We start from the raw sequence: 19,275 nt of genomic DNA on the forward strand, positions 1-19,275 counted from the left end.
GCTCTCCTCATCTCGGATAGCGGTCCGCGAATGGACGCTACTTTCTGCCAGCACCTAGATCTACAGACTGCTTCACAGGCAGATTACGCACCGTCAACCCAGTTGGACAGGTCAACACGAGCGCATTCGCTGGGTGCAGAAGGACGTTCGTCGCTTTGGGCGGTGATGGTGCCTGAGTTTGCCGGCCCTAGGCCAGCTCACCCTAGCTGAGAAGTTGCTGGAGGCAAGGTATTCCACGCGGCGCGATGCCCCCGATGTGTCTAGTGCCGACCGCCGCCCTCGGACAGGAACCCGAGCAGATCGTGGCGGGTGAGCACGCCGACAGGCTTGCCCTCCTCGACGACCATCACCGCGTCGCACTCGCGCAGCGTCTTGGCGGCCGTGGAAACCAACTCCCCCGCACCGATCAGCGGCAACGGCGGGCTCATGTGTTCCGCGACCGCGTCGGCCAACTTCGCCCGGCCCTCGAACACCGCGGACAGCAGTTCCCGCTCTGACACGCTGCCCGCGACCTCACCCGCCATCACTGGAGGCTCGGCGCCGACCACCGGCATCTGGGAGACGCCGTATTCGCGGAGGATGCCGATCGCGTCGCGCACCGTCTCCGAAGGGTGGGTGTGCACCAGGTCGGGCAGCGCGCCGGACTTGCCGCGCATCACGTCTCCGACGGTCGACTGCTCGATCGAACCGTCCAGCCGGTTGCGCAGGAATCCGTAGGACGACATCCATGCGTCGTTGAAAATCTTTGAGAGATAACCGCGTCCGCCGTCGGGCAACAACACCACGACGACCGAGCCCGGGCCGGCCTTGCGGGCCACCTCGAGTGCGGCCACCACGGCCATGCCGCAGGATCCGCCGACCAGCAGCGCCTCTTCGCGGGCCAGCCGTCGGGTCATGTCGAACGAATCGGCGTCGGAGACGGCGATGATCTCGTCGGGGACCGAGGGGTCGTATGCCGATGGCCAGAAGTCCTCGCCGACGCCTTCCACCAGGTAGGGACGGCCCGTCCCGCCGGAGTAGACCGAGCCTTCCGGATCGGCGCCGATGATCTTCACCTTCCCGTCCGATACCTCCTTGAGGTACCGGCCGGTGCCGGTGATGGTGCCGCCGGTGCCGACGCCGGCCACGAAATGCGTCACCGTTCCATCGGTGTCGGCCCAGATCTCCGGGCCCGTGGTCTCGTAGTGGCTCTCCGGCCCCATCGGGTTGGAGTACTGGTCCGGCTTCCAGGCGCCGTCGATCTCCTCGACGAGGCGGTTGGAGACGCTGTAGTAGCTGTCCGGGTGGTCCGGCGGTACCGCCGTCGGGCACACCACGACCTCGGCACCGTAGGCGCGCAACACATTCTGCTTGTCCTCGCTGACCTTGTCAGGGCAGACGAAGATGCACTTGTATCCGCGCGTCTGGGCCACCAGCGCCAGACCCACCCCGGTGTTGCCGGACGTCGGTTCGACGATGGTGCCGCCGGGCTTGAGCTCACCGCTGGCCTCGGCGGCGTCGATCATCTTGGCCGCGATGCGGTCCTTTGAGCTGCCACCGGGGTTCAGGTACTCGATCTTGGCCAGGACCACCCCCGAGCCTTCGGGGACAACTGAGTTCAGCTGGACCAGCGGGGTATTGCCGATGAGCTCACTGATGTGCCTGGCGATGCGCATACGTCAATGGTCTCAGGCCCGCCGAAAGCTCACCAGGTGGCCTCTCGAATGTATTCGCCGATCTGACGCAACGAGCGCTTCGCTTCCGACGCCAGAGGCGCCGCGAGCTGGAAGACATGCATCTGACCGGGCCAGATCCGGAGCTCGACGGGAACCCCCGCCGCGGCCAGCATGTGCGCGGCTTTTCGCGCATCGCTGAGCAGAACCTCCGAGCCCGACGCGTGGATCAGCGTGCGCGGCAGACCGGGCTCGACATGATCGAGCGGCTCGTAGACCTGCTCACCCTTGCGTCTGGCCGCGGCCTCGATGAGCTCGACGAGGGCTTCGAACGCCTTGGCCGGGAACATCGCCTCCGAGTGCATGTTCGGGTGGTTGGCCCGGGACTCGTTGTCGATCTCGAACAGCGGCGACATCGTCACCAGCGCGGCCGGCATCTCGCCCTCGTCGACCAGGCGCTCGGCCAGTGCCAGCGACAGATAGCCGCCTGCCGAGTCGCCGGCCAGCACGATCTGGTCCGGCTGGTAGCCGGCCAGCCGCAGCCAGCGGTACGCGTCGTAACAGTCGTCGATCGCGGTGCCCACGGAGTGCTTGGGCAGCATGCGGTAATCGACCACGAGCACCGGGCTGTCGGCGTATCCGGACAGAGCCGTGACGATCCCGGAGTGGGTATTGGCCCCGCAGGCCAGGAACGCACCGCCGTGCAGATAGAGGATGACGCTGCGTTTTCCGTCGGCGGGAAGGACGCCGTCGGCCCGCACGAGCTGCGCCTTGCAGTTGGGCAGCGCGATGGTGGCCTTGATGGTCCCGGGCGCCGGGCGGATCAGCCGGGCGGCGAAATTGACCAACCCGAACGGCCACGGCAGATGCGGTACGTGGCTACCAATTGCCAGGGTCGGCTTGATTGTCAGCATGGCCGCCAGCGAAACCAATCGGCCTGCCAGGCTCGGGCCGTCCTCGACCACCTCGACGGGCGCGCCGTCACTGACCGGGAACCTACGCCCGCGGTGGGCCCTGGCTGGGCTTATGCCGGCATGATGCGACCTGGATATCTCGCTCGGTGCAGTCATCGTCACCACTTCCTACGTCTTTGTAGTGCTAGGTGAGCTTCGTCACTCAGACAACCCGGGTAACTTAGCTTGACATCCGTAAACAGTTCAACAGTCAAATAAACTGATTTGATACCGGACTTGATACAGCACCGTGATCGCCACGCTGAAGCGCCACGCGGAGAACCCGTCTGACCCACCTAGACTGGTCACGTGGGTTCAAGCCGAAGTGCTCCTCACGTGCGCGTCCCGCGCCGTTCGACCATCGCCCTCGCCGCTGCGGCGACGCTGGCGTCAACTGGATCGGCTTATATCGGAGCACGCAACCTGCTCAGTGGGCAGGCTGACAAGGCCCGTCAGGTCATCCCCAAGTCCTGGGACATCCCACCCCGCGCCGATGGCGTGTATCTCCCCGGCGGCGGGCCGGTCGAGAAGTGGGAACGCGGAGTCCCGTTCGACCTGCACCTGATGATCTTCGGCGACTCCACGGCCACCGGATACGGCTGCCGCGTGCCCGACGAGGTGCCGGGAGTGCTGATCGCGCGCGGTGTGGCCGAGCAGTTCGGCAAACGAGTCCGCTTGAGCACCAAGGCGATTGTCGGCGCCACATCCAAGGGGTTGTCCGGCCAGATCGATGCCATGTTCGTCGCCGGCCCACCGCCGGATGCCGCTGTGATCATGATCGGCGCCAACGACATCACCAAACCCAACGGCATCGGGCCGTCGGCGCGACGGGTCGGCGACGCCGTGCGCCGGCTACGGGCGGCGGGAGCCGTCGTCGTGGTCGGCACCTGCCCCGACTTCGGGGTGATCACCGCCATCCCTCAACCGTTGCGCACCGTCGCGCGCAACCTCGGCCTGCGCCTTGCCCGCGCCCAGGCCGGCGCCGTGCGAGCGGCCGGCGGCATACCCGTGCCGTTCTCCGATCTCCTGGCCCGGGACTTCCACAAGGCCCCTGACCTGCTGTTCTCCGAGGACATGTTCCATCCGTCGGCGGCCGGTTATGCACTGGCGGCCAAGCAGTTGCTGCCTGCGCTGTGCACTGTCCTCGGCGAGTGGGACGGTGACGCGGCGCTGGAATCCGGAGCCGCCGACACCCGGACACTGTTGACCCGGCTCGGCGGAGTCAGCAGGCTGTGGCGCCGCTCAACCGGGGTGCCCGCACCCATCGTGGTGCACGCGGGCTAGTTTCAACCTGAGTTTTCTAAGCCATTCGATTAGCAGGAGCCGTCATGCCTGAAGCCGTCATCGTTGCCACTGCCCGCTCGCCGATCGGCCGGGCCGTCAAGGGCTCACTGGCCACCATGCGTCCCGACGACCTGGCCGCGCAGATGGTCAAGGCCGTTCTCGACAAGGTGCCCGCACTGGATCCGCGCGACGTCGTCGACCTGATGATGGGCTGCGCACAGCCTGCCGGTGAGGCCGGCTACAACATCGCCCGCGCCGTGGCCGTCGAGCTCGGCTATGACTTCATGCCGGGCACCACCGTCAACCGCTACTGTTCCTCGTCGCTGCAGACCACCCGGATGGCGTTCCACGCGATCAAGGCCGGCGAGGGCGACGTGTTCATCTCTGCCGGCGTCGAGACCGTGTCGCGCTTCGGCGTCGGAGCCGCTGACGGTGCCCCGAACAGCAAGAACGCGTTGTTCGCCGACGCCCAGGAACGAACCGCCAAGCAAGCCGAGGGCGCCGACTCCTGGACCGACCCGCGCGAGAACGACCTGCTGCCCGACGTCTACATCGCGATGGGCCAGACCGGCGAGAACGTCGCGCTACACACCGGCATCAGCCGCGAGGACCAGGACCACTGGGGCGTGCGGTCGCAGAACAAGGCCGAAGAGGCCATCAAGAACGGCTTCTTCGAGCGCGAGATCGTTCCCGTGACGTTGCCCGACGGCACCGTGGTCTCCACCGATGACGGCCCGCGTGCCGGCACCACCTACGAGAAGATCAGCCAGCTCAAGCCGGTGTTCCGGCCCAACGGCACCATCACCGCCGGCAATGCCTGCCCCCTGAACGACGGCGCGGCCGCCGTGGTGATCATGAGCGACACCAAGGCCAAGGAACTGGGCCTGACCCCGCTGGCCCGCATCGTGTCCACCGGCGTTTCCGGCCTGTCGCCGGAGATCATGGGCCTCGGCCCGATCGACGCCGTCAAGCAGGCGCTCGGGAACGCGAAGATGGAACTCTCCGACATCGACCTCTACGAGATCAACGAGGCGTTCGCGGTGCAGGTCCTCGGTTCGGCCCGCGCACTCGGCATGGACGAGGACAGGCTGAACGTCTCGGGCGGCGCGATCGCGCTGGGCCACCCGTTCGGCATGACCGGTGCCCGTATCACCGCGACGCTGCTGAACAACCTGCAGACCTACGACAAGACCTTCGGCATCGAGACCATGTGTGTCGGTGGCGGCCAGGGTATGGCGATGGTTGTGGAGCGCCTGAGCTAGTTCGCCTTTGCACCTTTGCACCTTTGCACCTTTGCCGAGTCTGCGTACAGATCGCGATTTCACCCGATTTCGCGATCTGTACGCAGACTCGTTGCACTCACGGCAGGGTGACTTGCCTACCAGCGAGTGCGTCGCGGACCCGCCGCAGGATCTCGGACGGCCGGTCCTCTGCCACCACTCTGATGATGATCCAGCCCATCCGCTCCAGCTCGGCGATCCGGCGGATGTCCTTCACGTACTGCATGCGATCACTGCGATGTTGGTCGCCGTCGTACTCCACCGCGACCATCCATTCGGCCCAACCCATATCGAGGTAGGCGAACGGATAGCCATTTGCCCCCACCACGGGGATCTGAGTCTGCGGGCGCGGTAGACCGTCGTCGATGAGGAGCAGGCGCAGCCAGGTCTCCTTCGGAGATTGGGCCCCTGCATCGAGCATCGGAAGCACCCTCTCAAGTTGGCGCAGTCCGCGGGCTCCGTGATGCCGTGCAGCCACTTCTTCGACATCGCGAACCTTGAATCCTGTTGCCCTGACGAGGGAATCGAGCCGGGCCACCGCGCGACCGATCCCCGGGGTGCGGCCGATGTCGAAGGCAGTCCGCTCCGGTGTCGTCACGGGAAGCTCGTGGGCCTGTCCGATCTCGGTCGGCTGCAAGCACATTGCGGATGTCCGCACGCCGAGCGGGCACCGGGCATTGACCCACCTCAACTCGATCGGTGCGGAATCGTCGACCCATTTCGCCCCGTGCAAGGCCGCCGCGGTGATACCTGCCAGCACTCCCTGGCGGTGCGACCACAGCCATGCCGCCCTGGCCCGATCAACCAGCCCCGGGCTGAAGTCCCGGGCCACATAGACATCAGGGAAGACGGCGAGGAAGTTGGCACGCAACTGGTGCTTGCGGATCAGACCGGCCCGCAACGCTTCTGAGCCGATGAACGGACTGTCGAAGATGCTCACGGCGCCTACGGTGCGAGGCATCCCCGACAGCCACCATTCGTGCAGGCGTCGGCGAGCCACGGCTGTGGATGAAATCGACTCTGTGTACAGGCCTCCGAGCCTGCGCTCAGAGCACGGTTTCGCGCGATTTCACGCTCTCAACGCAGACTCGGCACCCTCGGCGCAGACTCGGCACCCTCAGCGCAGATTCGGCGCTTGCCCGAAAAAGGCAAAAGAAAAAGGCGCCCGCAATCGCAGACGCCTTTCTCGGGGCAGGGTTGCTAGTCGTTGTTGAAGTACGACAGCAACCGCAGGATCTCGATGTACAGCCAGACCAGGGTGACGGTCAGGCCCAGGGCGATGCCCCATGCGGCCTTCTCCGGAGCACCGGCGCGGATCATCTGGTCCGCTGCGTCGAAGTCGATCAGGAAGCTGAACGCAGCCAGGGCAATGACGAACAGCGAGAACGCGATGGACAGGCCACCGCCCGAACGCAGGCCCAGGCCTTCACCGCCGCCAACACCGAACATTGCGAGCACGAAGTTGACCAGAACCAGTGCCAGCACGCCGAACATCGCGGCGACGATCATCCGGGTGAACTTGGGCGTCACGCGGATGGCGCCGGTCTTGTAGACCACGAGCATGCCGATGAACACACCGATCGAGGCCACCACGGCCTGGAAGATCATGCTGGGCCCGCCGCTGGACACCAGGTTGGCGAAGAGGAACGACGCCGCGCCGAGGAACAGACCCTCCAGCGCCGCGTACGTCAGCACGATGGCCGGGTTGTCCTGCTTGCGGCCGAAGGTGGCGATCAGCACCATGACCAGACCGCCGAGGCCACCGATCATGGTGAACGGCATCATCAGGGCCGTGTTTCCGGCCACCAGGAAGTAGGACACGACCGCGACGGCCGACACGACGGCCAGCGTGATGCCGGTCTTGGTGACGACGTCATCGATGGTCAGCGGCCGAGAAACACCAGTCTGGGGCTGCTCCAGGTACTCCTGCGCGTAGGGCTGCGCATGCACCTGCTGTGTACCGAAGCCGGCGGCTCCGGTACCGAATTGTGCGTATCCGCCCTGCTGCTTCGGCAGGCTGCGGAATACCGGGTTGCTGGTTTCGCGCACCGTCGGGTTCCTCTCCTATGAGATGTTCGGTAACGAACTATCTGGCTCAACGATCGATGTCCCTGGCGGGTTCCCGTCGAGGCCAAAAAGACTCTCAGGAAACTTCCAGGTTTGATCTTGAGGCAAACCCTACCCGTAGCGCACCGTCCCTGGGAGGCCGAACTAGATTGCATCTCGTGACAGAAAACGAGGACGTCCTAGTAAGTGTCCGCAACGGCGTCGGGATCCTTACGCTGAACCGGCCCAAGGCGATCAACTCGCTCAACGATGCGATGGTCGCGGGCATGTCCGAGGCACTCCACGCCTGGGAGAACGACGACTCCGTTCACACCGTGCTGCTGACCGGCTCTGGCGAACGCGGCCTGTGCGCGGGCGGAGACGTCGTGGCGCTCTATCACAGCGCCCGGGAGGGCGGCGCCGACGCGCGCCGGTTCTGGTACGACGAGTACCTGCTGAACGCCTACATCGGCAGCTATCCCAAGCCGTACGTGGCGTTGATGGATGGCATCGTGATGGGCGGCGGCGTGGGTGTGGCCGCGCACGGGACCGTTCGGGTGGCCACCGACACCACCAAGATGGCGATGCCCGAGGTCGGCATCGGCTTCATCCCCGACGTCGGTGGCACGTACCTGTTGTCGCGGGCTCCCGGCGCGCTCGGATTGCACGCCGCGCTCACCGGTGCACCGTTCTCCGGTGCCGACGCGATCGCCATGGGTTTCGCCGATCACTACGTGCCCCATGACAAGTTGGCCGACTTCATCGAGTCCGTCATCGCCGACGGCGTCCAGAACGCGCTGGCTACCTATGCCATCGAACCGCCCGCCAGCCCACTGCTCGAGCAGCGCAGCTGGATCGACGAGTGCTATGCCGGCGAATCCGTGGCAGACATCATCGCCGCACTGCGCGGTCACGGCGCAGGACCAGCCGGCGATGCCGCCGACCTCATCGCCACCCGCTCCCCCGTTGCGCTGGCCGTCACGCTCGAAGCGGTGCGCCGGGCGGCCAAGCTGGAGACACTGGAGGACGTGCTGCGCCAGGAATACCGGACCTCGTGCGCATCGGTGAAGTCCCATGATTTCGTCGAGGGCATCCGGGCTCAGCTCGTCGACAAGGACCGCAACCCGCAGTGGTCACCTTCCTCGATCGCAGCGGTCACCCCCGCTGACGTCGAGGCGTACTTCGTTCCGGCAGACCCCGACCTGACCTTCCAGGAGGAGAACAAATGAGTGAGTTCGAGACCATCCTGGTGACCCGCACCGATCGGGTCGCCACCATCACCCTCAACCGGCCCAAGGCGCTCAACGCGCTCAACACCCAGGTGATGACCGAGGTGACCACCGCCGCAGCCGAACTCGACCGTGACCCAAGCGTCGGCGCCATCATCGTCACCGGCAACGAGAAGGCCTTCGCCGCCGGTGCAGACATCAAGGAGATGGCCGAGCTGTCGTTCGCCGACGTGTACTCGACCGATTTCTTCGAGCTGTGGTCGAAGTTCGCGGCCACCCGCACCCCGACGATCGCCGCGGTCGCCGGGTACGCGCTGGGCGGCGGCTGCGAGCTGGCGATGATGTGCGACATCCTGATCGCCGCGGATTCGGCGAAGTTCGGTCAGCCCGAGATCAAGCTGGGGGTACTGCCCGGCATGGGAGGTTCGCAGCGGCTGACGCGGGCGATCGGCAAGGCCAAGGCGATGGATCTGATCCTCACCGGCCGCACCATCGACGCCGTGGAAGCCGAGCGCGCCGGCCTGGTTTCCCGCCTGGTGCCCGCGGACTCACTGATCGACGAGGCCCTTGCCGTGGCCGAGACCATCGCCGGGATGTCACTGTCGGCCTCTCGGATGGCCAAGGAAGCGGTCAACCGCGCCTTCGAGTCCACCCTGGCCGAGGGATTGCTCTACGAGCGCAGGTTGTTCCACTCGGCGTTCGCTACTGCCGATCAGAAGGAAGGCATGGCGGCGTTCTCCGAGAAGCGCGCCGCCAACTTCACGCATCGCTAAAGTCGACGGGTGACCGACACCGACTCACCCACTCCGGCCACCGAGACCGCCGAGGCTCCGCCCAAGCCTCCTACTGAACCGATGGCCGGGCCGGCGCCCCAACCGGTGTGGTGGTCACGCCACTACACGTTCTTCGGCACCGCGCTGGGTCTGGTGTTCGTCTGGTTCTCGCTGACGCCGTCGCTGCTGCCCCGCGGCCCGCTCTTCCAGGGCCTGGTCAGCGGGGCGGCCGGCGCGACCGGTTACGGGATCGGCGTTTTCGGGGTGTGGCTGGTGCGCTACATGCGTTCGGCGGAAACCAGCCCGCGGGCGCCGAAGTGGGCCTGGCTGTCGCTGCTGGTCGTCGGTGTCATCGGCCAGGTCCTGATGATCGTCTACTTTCACGTCTGGCAGGACGAGATCCGTGACTTCATGGGTGTGCCCCGGCTGAAGTTCTGGGATCACCCGTTGACGGCGGTGCTGTCGCTCGTGGTGTTGTTCGCGTTCGTCGAGGTGGGCCAGCTGATCGGCAAGCTGGTGCGTTTCCTGGATCGCAAGCTGGATCGCTTTCTGCCGCCACGGGTTTCGGCCGTTGTGGTGGTGGCGTTGCTGCTGGCTTTGAGCATCGCACTGCTGAACGGTGTGGTGGTCCGGGTCGCGATGGACACCATCAACCGCACGTTTGCGGCCGTCAACGACGAGAACGATCCTGACTTCCCCGCCCCGATGTCACCGCTACGCTCAGGCGGCCCGCAATCGCTGGCCAGCTGGGAATCGCTGGGCCATCAGGGCCGGGTTTTCGTCTCGGCCGGCCCTACCGTGCAACAACTTTCGCGGTTCAGCGGCAAACCCGCGGTCGAACCGATCCGGGCCTACGCGGGCCTGCATTCCGCTGATGGCATCAAGGCCACCGCGGCCTTGGCGGCCAAGGAATTACAGCGTACCGGCGGGCTGAACCGCGCAGTGATCGCAGTGGCCACCACGACGGGCACGGGCTGGATCAATGAGGCCGAGGCCTCGGCGCTGGAGTACATGTACAACGGCAACACCGCGATCGTCTCGATGCAGTACTCGTTCCTGCCGAGTTGGCTGTCGTTCCTGGTCGACCAGGAGAACGCGCGCCAGGCCGGACAGGCGCTGTTCGAGGCCGTCGACGCGTTGGTCCGTGCGATGCCCGAGGACAAGCGCCCGAAGTTGGTGGTGTTCGGGGAAAGCCTGGGATCGTTCGGCGGCGAGGCCCCGTTCCTGTCGCTGAACAATCTGGTCGCCCGCACCGACGGCGCGCTGTTCTCGGGCCCGACGTTCAAGAACACCATCTGGACGACGCTCACCCGAGATCGCGACGCCGGTTCACCGGAGTGGCTGCCCATCTACGACAACGGCGAGAACGTCCGATTCGTCGCGAAAGACGAGAATCTGAACCGGCCCGACGCGCCTTGGTCCCATCCCCGCGCGGTGTATCTGCAGCACGCGTCCGACCCGATCTCCTGGTGGACGCCCGATCTGCTGTTCGCCAAGCCGGACTGGCTGCGAGAACCCCGTGGGTATGACGTGTCCCGCCGCATGGAGTGGATTCCGGTGGTGACGTTCCTTCAGGTGTCAGCGGACATGGCAGTGGCCGTGGACGTTCCCGACGGACACGGCCACGTCTACGTGCAGAACGTGGCCGATGCGTGGGCCGCAGTACTGCAGCCGCCGGGCTGGACCCCGGAGATGACCGCAAAGCTGCGCCCCATGCTGAGCAGCAACGAGAACGCCTGAGCGACCGCGGTTTACACCTGGCCGACAGCAACCAACGCGTGATAGCCGCCGACGACGTCGGTGGACCGGTGCAGACCGAGGTCGACCAGCGAGGCGGCGGCCAGGCTCGAGGTGTAGCCCTCCGAGCACAGGATCACCCAGTAGACGTCGTCGTCGACGGCCTGCGGGATCCGCGCGTCACTGGTCGGATCGCAGCGCCACTCCAGCACATTGCGCTCGATGACCAGTGCTCCGGGCACCGAGCCCTCGGCGGCACGCTGAGCGGCCGGGCGGATGTCGACCAGCACGGCACCGGAATTCAGCGCCTCCGGAAGCTCTGAAGCGGGCAGCCGACGCAGCCGGGTGCGGGCCTGCTCCAGCGCGGTGTCGATGCGGCTCATCGCTATCCCTCCGGCGCGTCGGTGAGTTCGGTGCGGTTGCGCCGCAACGTGTTCTGCGGTGTGACCTCGTAGTAGGACATCGCGGTCAGTGGCGGCGAGTAGGCGTGCACGCTCAGCGTCGGCCCCGACACCGTCACCGGCCCGGGTGCATGCACCACGTCGTGAACCCAACCCAGCGGGAACGCCGCCTGATCCCCCGCCGAGAGCCGGCGCTGCCGCAACAACTCACCGTCCCAACGGGTTTCGCGCAACGAACCGGACACCACGGTCAGGGCACCCAGGGATCCGCCGTGGTCGTGCAGTTCGGTCGACTTGTCGGGCACCCAGCTGATCAGCCAGACGTCGATTTCGTCGTCACCGGACAACCGGGTGTACCACCGGTCCTCCTTCGGCAGGCCCCGCAGCAGCCGGTCGTAACGGCCGGACAACACCTCGTCGGCGGCGCGGTCGGTGGCGTGCAGCAGGTCGGGCAGTCGCAGCCGGGTGGGCGCGGAGACAGCAGGGACGGGCGCGAGTGTGGACAGCATCAGAGGAACTCCAAGGACGGCGGCGGAACAGGGCAGACGGGCGCGCTAGCAAGCCCGACAACACTCCTGGAATCCGGTCCTTTCCGTCACGGCCGCCAGTGTTGCATAGATTGGCGGCATGCGCCGTTACACGTGGACCACACGCCTGACCGCCGGAGCCGCAGCAGCAGCCGGCCTGAGCCTGCTGATCGGATGCTCGACGGAGGCCGGCAAGGACCAGTCCGGGGCATCCACGGCACCTTCCCCACAGGCGACGACGACCACCGAATCGCCGACTCCGAAGCTCAAGCCCGGCGAGATCGCGACGTCCCCCGCCGGGGTCACAACCGCCATCGGCGCCGACGCACAGTCCACCGAGGAGGAGTACTTCCAGGCCTGTCACGTCGCCAAGCTCTGGATGCAAGCGAAGGGCGGGGATCTGAAAGCGCAGATCGAGCCGTACCTGGCGAGCGTGCAGGCACCCGACGCAGCACCAGGACCGGGCACCTACAACGTGGCCTGGGCCCAGCTCGAACCGGGCCGTCAGGCTGCCGTCATCGTCGCGGCGCAGGCAGCGGCCGACGAGCTCTGCAGCTAGTTCGAATCACGCTGCGGCAAATCCCCCGATTCGCCGCCCTGGGTGGCCACCCAGGCGCGGCCCCGCTCGACGGCCTCGTCGAGCGCGCCGAAGATGCGGTCTGAAGCGGGCACGACACCGTCGTTCCCCAGCAGGTCATCGAGGCCGCCGCGCCGCAGCACCTCCGCCGTGCCGGGGTTGACCCCGGAGATGATCAGCCTGCCGTTGTTGGCCGTCAGTTGGCCGGCCCATCGGCGCAGCGCCTTGATCGTCACCGACGACGGCACGTCGGGCAGCGCCCGCAGGCTGAGCACCACGACGGCGTTGGCGGTCCCTTCGGCCCGGGGCCAGGTTTCGTCGATCCGGGCCACCTCGGCGAACAGCCCCACCCCGGCGTAGTGCAGCACGGTGACGTCGTTGCTGGCGCACCGCTCGGGCACGGGGGCCTGCTGCCAGCCGCCGTCCGGCGCCGGTGTGAGCGCGACCAGTTGCGCGGCCTCGGCCGCCTTGGCGCAGTAGAGCACCAGCGAGGTGATCACGCCGATGACGATCGCGGTGTGCAGTGGCAGCTGGGTGGTGGCGGCGAAGGTGACGAGCATCGCCACCGCCGACAGCGGCGCGACCCGCAGCACCAGCTTGATGTCGGGCAGCCGGCCGACGACGAGTTCGGCGCCGATCACCAGGATCAGCCCGCCGATCACGGGCATCGGGATGATCTCTGCGGCCGAGCCGGCGACGAGCACCAGCACGGCAAGCCAGAGCCCGGCGAAGATGCCGGCCCACCGGGTCTGGGCGCCCGCCGAGGTCGCCACCCCGGTGCGTGACAGCGAGCCGCCGGCCGGCAGCGCACCGAACAGTCCGCCCGCCACGTTCGCCGCGCCCTGGGCCAGGAAATCTCCGTTCATGTTGGTGCGGCTGCCGTCCGGGTTCGGTACGGCCGCAGAGATTCCCGCGGCTTGAGCCAGCGCGACGAGTGCCACCGCCACACCGCCGACGATCAGCTCGGGCATCGCAGCGAAGTTCGGAACCGTCACCGGGGGAAGCGCATTCGCGATCGACGCGATGTCGCCGACGGTTTCGACGTCGATGTGCGCGACGGCCACCACCGCTGTCACCACGACGAGCGCCAGCAGCGTCGCGAAAGATTCGAGAGGCTTGATGAAGTGGAAGACCGCCCACACCGCGACGGTGCCCAGCGCCACCGCGACGGCAGCCGGATGCCACAGGCCGATGTGTGCCAGCGAGTCGATGAACTTGCCAATGGTGTTGCCGCTCTGCGGTTTGTAACCGGTGGCGTCGCCGAGGACACCGGCCACGATCTGCAGGGCGATGCCGGTGGAGAAGCCGGTCATCACAGCGTTGGAGACGAAGTTCATGATCGAGCCGAACCGCAGCAGACCGAACAGCAGCATCACGGCACCGACGACGAGAGCCAGCGCGGCTACGTTGGCCGGATCCTGCGGATCCAGCCCGGCCTCCTTGAGCACACTGCGCGACGTGAGTGCGATCGCACTCGTCAGCGTCGTCACCATCAGCACCGTCCGGGCGAACAGTGACCCGATGATGCCGGGCATGATGCCGGCGTAGATGCCGGTGACCGGGTTGAACCCGCCGATGCTGGCATAGGCCATGCCCTCGGGTATGGAGAACAGGCCCGTGACCAGTCCGGCGACGACATCACGGGGCTTGGGACGGCCCAGCTTCCGAGCGAATGTTGGCGCACCCACGGGGCAACCCTGTCACGAACGGGGTCGTCTGGGGCGGCACTTCACCGGTTGCACCACAATGGACGTATGCGTGTTGCTCTGGCCCTCGGCAGTGGTGGGGCTCGCGGCTACGCACACATCGGGGTGATCAACGAACTGCACGACCGTGGTTTCGAGGTCGTAGGGGTGTCCGGGTCATCGATGGGCGCGCTGGTCGGTGGCCTGCATGCGGCGGGCAAGCTAGACGAGTTCGCCGACTGGGCACGGACTTTGACTCAGCGGGCGGTCCTGCGGCTGTTGGATCCGTCGATCACCGCGGCTGGAATCCTGCGTGCCGAGAAGATTCTCGACGCGGTCCGCGACATCATCGGCGACGCCACGATAGAGGAACTGCCGATCCCGTACACGGCCGTGGCGACCGACCTGATCGCCGGCAAATCGGTGTGGCTGCAACGCGGCCCGCTGGACTCGGCGATCCGGGCGTCGATTGCCATCCCCGGTGTGATCGCGCCGCACGTACTCAACGGCCGGCTGCTCGGTGACGGCGGCATCCTCGACCCGCTGCCCATGGCGCCGATCGCCGCGGTCAACGCGGACCTCACAATCGCGGTCAGCTTGTCCGGCGGGGATCCTGGAACAGCTGCGATACCCGTCGCCGACCCCGAGCCGCGGCCCAGCACCGAATGGCTCAACCGCATGATGCGCAGCACCTCGGCGGTACTCGACACGGCCTCGGTGCGCAGCGTGCTCGACCGGCCGACGGCCCGGGCCGTCCTCAGCCGGTTTGGCTCCTCGGTACCCGACGCCGATGAGGACTCAGCCGACGCAGAAGATTCGGGCGGGCCGCAACCCGCCGATACTCCGCGACTGGGCAGCTTCGAGGTCATGTACCGCACCATCGACATCGCCCAGGCAGCGCTGGCCCGGCACACACTCGCGGCGTACCCGCCTGACCTGCTGATCGAGGTTCCCCGCACGGTGTGTCGCAGCCTGGAGTTCAACCGCGCGGCCGAGGTGATCGCCGCCGGGCAGGAGTTGGCCGCGCGAGCGCTCGACGGCTGAGTCCACCTCACTTCACTCGCCGAAATGGCATTCCAGCAGGAAAAGTACGAGAAGCCGCCTGTTGGAATGCAGTTTCGGCGGAGCTAGCCCGCCAAGAACGCGGCGACCTCAGCCGCCACCCGCCGGCCCTGCGCACGTCCGGCCTGCGCCGACGGCACCCGGCAGTCCGGGTCGAGCGGGTTCGTCCCGAAGGCGGCCAGGGCGTCGTCGTCGGCGAAGATCCCCAGTGACCGTCCGTCGAAGCCGTCGACCTCCTGCGCCGCGCCGGTGCCGAACGGTGATGGTGTCGAACGGCCCTGCGGCACCAGCGCCACCAGGGTGTCGCAGTCGGCGGCCAGCACCGTGTTGACCGCACTTCCGATCCCGCCGTCCATGAACCGGCGGCCGGCGATCGTCACGACCGGCCACACCGCGGGCACCGCGCAACTGGCGGTGACGGCGTCAACCAGGGACACCCCGGAGTTCCGGTCAAGGGTCACCAGCTCGCCGGTGTCGATGTCGACGGCTGAGATCCGCAGCTCCCGGTCGGGCCAGTCGTGCGAGGGCAGCCGCGCTTCGATCACCTTGCGCCGGACCGCCGGGTCCATGGTGGCGGTGTTGAGCGCCACGGCACCGATCTGCTGCAGCTTCTGCGCCTTGGTGGTGTTGGCTGTCAGTACGGCCTTGACGAACAGGTCGGTGACGGTGTCGATGCTCACCCCGGGGTCGAGCTCGGCTGATTCGGCACCGATCTGGCGCTCGAACAGCTCTTCCAGACGCAGCCCGCTGCCGAGCTGCGCGGACACCGTCGAACCTGCTGACGTGCCCACCAGCACGTCCGAGGCGAGTAGCGCGTCAGCGGTTTGGGGAGATTCGTCGGCAATGCCCTGCAGGATGCCGGTCTCCCAGGCAATCCCCGCGATACCGCCGCCGGCGAGCACCAGTGCACGTTTGGAAGTCACGAAGGTCGAGTGTGCCAGGGCCCCGAAAGCCGGAGCTAAGCGTGCTGCGACGCGGCCGCCTGCGCGGACAGGTCGTCGCGGCGCAGCAGATGCCGCGGTGGGTCCGGAAATGCGACCCGGGTGCTGATCCGCAGGTCCGCATCGATGTGCACCAGCTCGCCCGGGGCGATGGACTGCCACTCCTCGTCGTCCATCGCCTCACTCGCGAAGACCACCGACGGCTGCGACGTCAGAAGCTCGGATTCGGCACGGATCCGCGCGCTGCGCAGCCGCAGGCGCCGCTCATCGGGGTGCCTGCGGTCGAGCATGTACAGGTCGTGCGTGTCCGGGTAGCGAAGAGCCCACATGTCGGTGGCCGTGCTGAGCAGGATGTTGACGGCGTAGATCGGGACATTGTCGGCCAGCCAGCCGATGGCATCGACGACGCCCGCGCCCACATCGCCGTCACGTGCCCGGGCGGCCGCGGTGATGAGCGCGAAGACGCGTTCGGAGTCGGTCTGACCTTTCACGAGGTCCGCCACCCTCAGCTCACGGAGCCGGTCGTCGAGGCCGCCCAGCCCTTCGACCACACCGTTGTGCGCGAAGATCCGGCCATCCTGGAGAAAGGGATGGGTGTTCACCACGTCAAGCGCGCCGGTCGAGGCGTAGCGGACGTGCGCGATGAAGGTTGTCGCGGTGACATCGTGTGCCTCGGTGGCGAATTCGGAGTCCTGCCACGCCGCGACGGGTTCCTTGTGCAGCTCTGCGACGCCGTCGGCGCCGAATACGCCCAGCCCGGTGCCGTCGGGGTTGCGCCTGCTCTGCTCGGCGAGATTATCCGGCGCGTCCAGCAGCCAGAAGGTCGCCGGCACCAGCCGGCGGCCGGCGTGCAGACCGAACAATCGGCACATGGCCTCAGCCCACCCGATGAAGTGCCATGATTTTCGATAGTAGCCGGGTAGAAGACAAGAAGGGAGGATGCGATGACATCCGATCTCAGGCCGACCATGCGGGCGGAGCGCTTCTACGCCGACACCAAAAGAGTTGTGGTGGAAGATGTTCCGATTCCGGAACCGGGCCCGGGCGAGGTGCTGGTCAAGGTGGCGTTCTGCGGGATCTGCCATTCCGACCTGAGCCTGATCAACGGCACCTTCCCGGCCCAGGCGCCGGTGGTGACGCAGGGCCATGAAGCCTCGGGCACCATCGCCAAGCTGGGCCCGGATGTCACGGGTTGGGCCGAGGGCGACCGCGTGATCATCGCGGCGGGCCGGCCCTGCATGGAATGCGCCAATTGCCGGCGCGGCGATATCGCCAACTGCTTGCGAATCCGGTTGATGGCCTTCGCCTATGACGGGGCGTGGGCCGAGTACACGTTGGCTCAGGCGGTCGGGCTCACGCGGGTGCCGGACAACGTGCCGCTGGAGCAGGCGGCGATCCTGGCCGATGCGGTGTCGACGCCGTACGGGGCGGTGGTGCGCACGGGCAAGGTCGGTATCGGCGAGTCGGTCGGGGTGTGGGGCCTGGGCGGGGTCGGCACCCACATCGCGCAGCTGGCCCGGCTGGTCGGTGCGGTGCCGGTGGTGGCCGTCGACATCAAACCAGAGGTGCTGGAGCGCGCGTTGGAACTCGGCGCCGACTATGCGTTCGACGCCGGTGACGAGCGGCTCGGCGAAAAGATCGCCGAGGTCACCGGGGGTCGGGGGCTGGATGTGGCGTTCGATGCGGTGGGGCTCAAGTCGACGTTCGAGCAGGCGCTGAGCCAGCTGACCGTCGGGGGGCGGCTGGTCGCCGTCGGGATGAGCGCCCAGGAACCGACCGTCGGCCCGACGTCGATGTTCGGCCTGACTCAGAAGCAGGTGCTCGGCCATCTGGGGTACCAGAACGTCGACATCTCCACGCTGGCGACGCTGGTATCACTGGGCCGACTGGATCTGTCCCGTTCGGTCAGCGAGATCGTCTCCTTGGAGGATGTGGCGGTGGGCATCGACAAGCTGGAGCGCCAGGAGGGTAATCCGATCCGGATCCTGGTGCGGCCCTAGGGTTTCAGCGCAACCCGGGCGCGGCCTTCCCGCTGATGAGCGGCAGGTCCGGGTAGGTCACCACCCCGGGTGCCGCGGCGCATACCGCGGGCACCGAGTTGACGCAGTGCGCGGCGGTGGCGACGACACCGGACTCCGGGCCTTCCTCGCCGGCCTCGGATTGAAAGCCCTTGATGATCACGGTGAAGTCCGGGTTGCCGCGGACCTCCATCTCGTAGCGCTGCCCGGCCGGGCCGAAAGTCCATGCGGGGTCCAGGTTTTCCTCACCCATCAGCCAGTTCACCGTGACGCGCACGACGGGCTCGCCGTCGACGAGGGCCTCCCAGTGGAACTTGCGGCCGGCCACCTGACCGGGTTCGATCACGCCGATCGGCGAGTCGATGGGTGCGGTGGCCACGGCGATCTCCTGGGTGGCCCGGATCCGCGGATCGATCTTGAACCCGACGTGATCCACGACCATCTTGACGGCCTGGATGAATCCACCGTCGAGCATCTTCTGCATCGGTCCGCTCAGCGCGGTGTCGGGGGTGCCGCCGAATCCCATGACGTGGCGCACCACATCGGGCGCGTCGTAGGTGCGCAGGTCGGAAAACTCCTCGGCGCGAACGAAGTTCACCCCGGTGGCCATCGCGGACAACACCAGCGGGAACTTCTCGCTGATCCCGCCGGGAGCGATCCCGGTGCCGTGCAGCGTGGCGTTGCCCTCCAGCGCGGCGGCCCGCATCGGCGCGGCCTGCTTCTCGCTGGGGTACAGCCAGCCGACGGGGGTGATGACGTTCTTGCCCGAGCGCAGCAGCGCGGCGACCTCGTCGGGGTTGGGGATGAGCGGCGAGTAGATCACCGCGTCGGCGTCCAGCGCCAGGATGTCCTCGGCGCTGTTGGTGGCGATGACGCCGATCGGGTCGGTGCCGATGATCTCGCCGACGTCCTTGCCGTTCTTGGCGTCCGAGTGCACCCAACAGCCGACCAGTTCCAGGTCAGGATGTTCGAGCACGCCCTTGATCGCGGCCACGCCGACCCCACCGGTTGCCCACTGCACGACGCGTAACGTCACAGACCCTCCTCGGCAGAACTAGAACACGTTCTACTTCAGGTCTACACCACCGTGGTCGTCAGCGGAAGCACGAT

General features: G+C 67.1%; 18 protein-coding genes. 8 read left to right on the top strand and 10 right to left on the bottom strand.

Features of this window, described 5'->3' with window-relative positions; genetic code table 11:
- Positions 1-260 precede the first annotated feature (260 nt).
- Both EYZ64_RS24755 and EYZ64_RS24760 read right to left on the bottom strand, forming a co-directional pair.
- On the bottom strand, positions 261-1,655 hold the full coding sequence (locus EYZ64_RS24755; RefSeq protein ID WP_135457606.1) for a cystathionine beta-synthase: 1,395 nt from the start codon (positions 1,653-1,655) through the stop codon (positions 261-263).
- Positions 1,656-1,684: 29 nt separating this feature from the next.
- Positions 1,685-2,722 (bottom strand): alpha/beta hydrolase, encoded by a 1,038-nt coding sequence (locus EYZ64_RS24760; RefSeq protein WP_135457608.1) that lies wholly within the window; start codon positions 2,720-2,722, stop codon positions 1,685-1,687.
- Positions 2,723-2,914: 192 nt separating this feature from the next.
- On the opposite strand from EYZ64_RS24760, the gene EYZ64_RS24765 reads away from it, so the two are divergent.
- Together EYZ64_RS24765 and EYZ64_RS24770 are read left to right on the top strand one after the other, a co-directional pair.
- Positions 2,915-3,889: an SGNH/GDSL hydrolase family protein gene (locus EYZ64_RS24765; RefSeq protein ID WP_502702988.1), complete on the top strand. Its 975-nt coding sequence runs from the start codon at positions 2,915-2,917 to the stop codon at positions 3,887-3,889.
- 44 nt (positions 3,890-3,933) lie between these two features.
- Entirely contained in the window at positions 3,934-5,151 is a 1,218-nt protein-coding gene (locus tag EYZ64_RS24770) for an acetyl-CoA C-acetyltransferase (RefSeq protein WP_135457610.1), read from the top strand.
- A 97-nt stretch (positions 5,152-5,248) separates the two neighbouring features.
- Here the strand turns inward: EYZ64_RS24770 and EYZ64_RS24775 are convergent, their stop codons facing one another.
- Positions 5,249-6,103, bottom strand: coding sequence for a hypothetical protein (locus EYZ64_RS24775; protein WP_286175331.1), 855 nt, complete (start codon positions 6,101-6,103; stop codon positions 5,249-5,251).
- Positions 6,104-6,369: 266 nt separating this feature from the next.
- On the bottom strand, positions 6,370-7,218 hold the full coding sequence (locus tag EYZ64_RS24780; RefSeq protein WP_135457614.1) for a Bax inhibitor-1/YccA family protein: 849 nt from the start codon (positions 7,216-7,218) through the stop codon (positions 6,370-6,372).
- A 176-nt stretch (positions 7,219-7,394) separates the two neighbouring features.
- On the opposite strand from EYZ64_RS24780, the gene EYZ64_RS24785 reads away from it, so the two are divergent.
- The 3 genes from EYZ64_RS24785 (at position 7,395) to EYZ64_RS24795 (ending at position 10,957) form a co-directional block, all read left to right on the top strand.
- Positions 7,395-8,444, top strand: a complete 1,050-nt coding sequence (locus EYZ64_RS24785; protein ID WP_135457615.1) for an enoyl-CoA hydratase/isomerase family protein — start codon at positions 7,395-7,397, stop codon at positions 8,442-8,444.
- Positions 8,441-9,217 (top strand): enoyl-CoA hydratase, encoded by a 777-nt coding sequence (locus EYZ64_RS24790; protein ID WP_135457617.1) that lies wholly within the window; start codon positions 8,441-8,443, stop codon positions 9,215-9,217. Before EYZ64_RS24785 ends, EYZ64_RS24790 begins: the two co-directional genes overlap by 4 nt.
- Before the next feature lie 81 nt (positions 9,218-9,298).
- Complete coding sequence (locus EYZ64_RS24795; protein WP_135460230.1) at positions 9,299-10,957, top strand: alpha/beta hydrolase; 1,659 nt, start codon at positions 9,299-9,301, stop codon at positions 10,955-10,957.
- An 11-nt stretch (positions 10,958-10,968) separates the two neighbouring features.
- On the opposite strand, the gene EYZ64_RS24800 is transcribed toward EYZ64_RS24795, so the two are convergent.
- Positions 10,969-11,337, bottom strand: a complete 369-nt coding sequence (locus EYZ64_RS24800) for a rhodanese-like domain-containing protein (protein WP_135457620.1) — start codon at positions 11,335-11,337, stop codon at positions 10,969-10,971.
- Positions 11,338-11,339: 2 nt separating this feature from the next.
- On the bottom strand, positions 11,340-11,864 hold the full coding sequence (locus EYZ64_RS24805; RefSeq protein WP_135457622.1) for a cysteine dioxygenase: 525 nt from the start codon (positions 11,862-11,864) through the stop codon (positions 11,340-11,342).
- A gap of 118 nt (positions 11,865-11,982) precedes the next feature.
- Here EYZ64_RS24805 and lpqV point away from each other — a divergent pair, with 118 nt between their 5' ends.
- Positions 11,983-12,441, top strand: a complete 459-nt coding sequence (lpqV, locus tag EYZ64_RS24810) for a lipoprotein LpqV (RefSeq protein WP_135457624.1) — start codon at positions 11,983-11,985, stop codon at positions 12,439-12,441.
- Here the strand turns inward: lpqV and EYZ64_RS24815 are convergent.
- Positions 12,438-14,147 (bottom strand): SulP family inorganic anion transporter, encoded by a 1,710-nt coding sequence (locus tag EYZ64_RS24815; RefSeq protein WP_135457627.1) that lies wholly within the window; start codon positions 14,145-14,147, stop codon positions 12,438-12,440. The two genes, lpqV and EYZ64_RS24815, sit on opposite strands and share 4 nt — an antisense overlap.
- A 66-nt stretch (positions 14,148-14,213) precedes the next feature.
- On the opposite strand from EYZ64_RS24815, the gene EYZ64_RS24820 reads away from it, so the two are divergent.
- The gene (locus EYZ64_RS24820) at positions 14,214-15,188 is read left to right on the top strand and encodes a patatin-like phospholipase family protein (RefSeq protein WP_210115570.1); all 975 of its coding nucleotides are present in this window, start codon (positions 14,214-14,216) and stop codon (positions 15,186-15,188) included.
- Positions 15,189-15,271: 83 nt separating this feature from the next.
- Here the strand turns inward: EYZ64_RS24820 and EYZ64_RS24825 are convergent, their stop codons facing one another.
- Together EYZ64_RS24825 and EYZ64_RS24830 are read right to left on the bottom strand one after the other, a co-directional pair.
- On the bottom strand, positions 15,272-16,129 hold the full coding sequence (locus EYZ64_RS24825; protein ID WP_135457631.1) for a patatin-like phospholipase family protein: 858 nt from the start codon (positions 16,127-16,129) through the stop codon (positions 15,272-15,274).
- A gap of 35 nt (positions 16,130-16,164) precedes the next feature.
- Positions 16,165-17,019 carry a class II glutamine amidotransferase gene (locus EYZ64_RS24830; protein WP_135457633.1) on the bottom strand — a complete coding sequence of 285 codons (855 nt, stop codon included), beginning with the start codon at positions 17,017-17,019 and terminating at the stop codon, positions 16,165-16,167.
- A gap of 72 nt (positions 17,020-17,091) precedes the next feature.
- Between EYZ64_RS24830 and EYZ64_RS24835 the strand changes: the two genes are divergently transcribed.
- A complete protein-coding gene (locus EYZ64_RS24835; protein ID WP_135457635.1) occupies positions 17,092-18,147 on the top strand; it encodes a zinc-binding dehydrogenase in 1,056 nt (351 codons plus the stop codon).
- Between the two features lie 4 nt (positions 18,148-18,151).
- Here the strand turns inward: EYZ64_RS24835 and EYZ64_RS24840 are convergent, their stop codons facing one another.
- Positions 18,152-19,201, bottom strand: a complete 1,050-nt coding sequence (locus EYZ64_RS24840) for an NAD(P)H-dependent amine dehydrogenase family protein (protein WP_135457637.1) — start codon at positions 19,199-19,201, stop codon at positions 18,152-18,154.
- Between the last annotated feature and the right edge of the window lie 74 nt (positions 19,202-19,275).

The organism is Mycobacterium sp. DL99 (assembly GCF_004762045.1).
In the GTDB taxonomy this organism is placed as follows: Bacteria; Actinomycetota; Actinomycetes; order Mycobacteriales; family Mycobacteriaceae; genus Mycobacterium.

What these genes read in the sequence shown, in the direction of transcription:
- lpqV (WP_135457624.1), top strand. Translation starts at nt 11,983, where the DNA reads ATGCGCCGTTACACGTGGACCACACGCCTGACCGCCGGAGCCGCAGCA.
- EYZ64_RS24770 (WP_135457610.1), top strand. Translation starts at nt 3,934, where the DNA reads ATGCCTGAAGCCGTCATCGTTGCCACTGCCCGCTCGCCGATCGGCCGG.
- EYZ64_RS24790 (WP_135457617.1), top strand. Translation starts at nt 8,441, where the DNA reads ATGAGTGAGTTCGAGACCATCCTGGTGACCCGCACCGATCGGGTCGCC.
- EYZ64_RS24760 (WP_135457608.1), bottom strand. Translation starts at nt 2,722, where the DNA reads ATGACTGCACCGAGCGAGATATCCAGGTCGCATCATGCCGGCATAAGC.
- EYZ64_RS24795 (WP_135460230.1), top strand. Translation starts at nt 9,299, where the DNA reads ATGGCCGGGCCGGCGCCCCAACCGGTGTGGTGGTCACGCCACTACACG.
- EYZ64_RS24830 (WP_135457633.1), bottom strand. Translation starts at nt 17,019, where the DNA reads ATGTGCCGATTGTTCGGTCTGCACGCCGGCCGCCGGCTGGTGCCGGCG.
- EYZ64_RS24820 (WP_210115570.1), top strand. Translation starts at nt 14,214, where the DNA reads ATGCGTGTTGCTCTGGCCCTCGGCAGTGGTGGGGCTCGCGGCTACGCA.
- EYZ64_RS24835 (WP_135457635.1), top strand. Translation starts at nt 17,092, where the DNA reads ATGACATCCGATCTCAGGCCGACCATGCGGGCGGAGCGCTTCTACGCC.
- EYZ64_RS24800 (WP_135457620.1), bottom strand. Translation starts at nt 11,337, where the DNA reads ATGAGCCGCATCGACACCGCGCTGGAGCAGGCCCGCACCCGGCTGCGT.
- EYZ64_RS24755 (WP_135457606.1), bottom strand. Translation starts at nt 1,655, where the DNA reads ATGCGCATCGCCAGGCACATCAGTGAGCTCATCGGCAATACCCCGCTG.
- EYZ64_RS24805 (WP_135457622.1), bottom strand. Translation starts at nt 11,864, where the DNA reads ATGCTGTCCACACTCGCGCCCGTCCCTGCTGTCTCCGCGCCCACCCGG.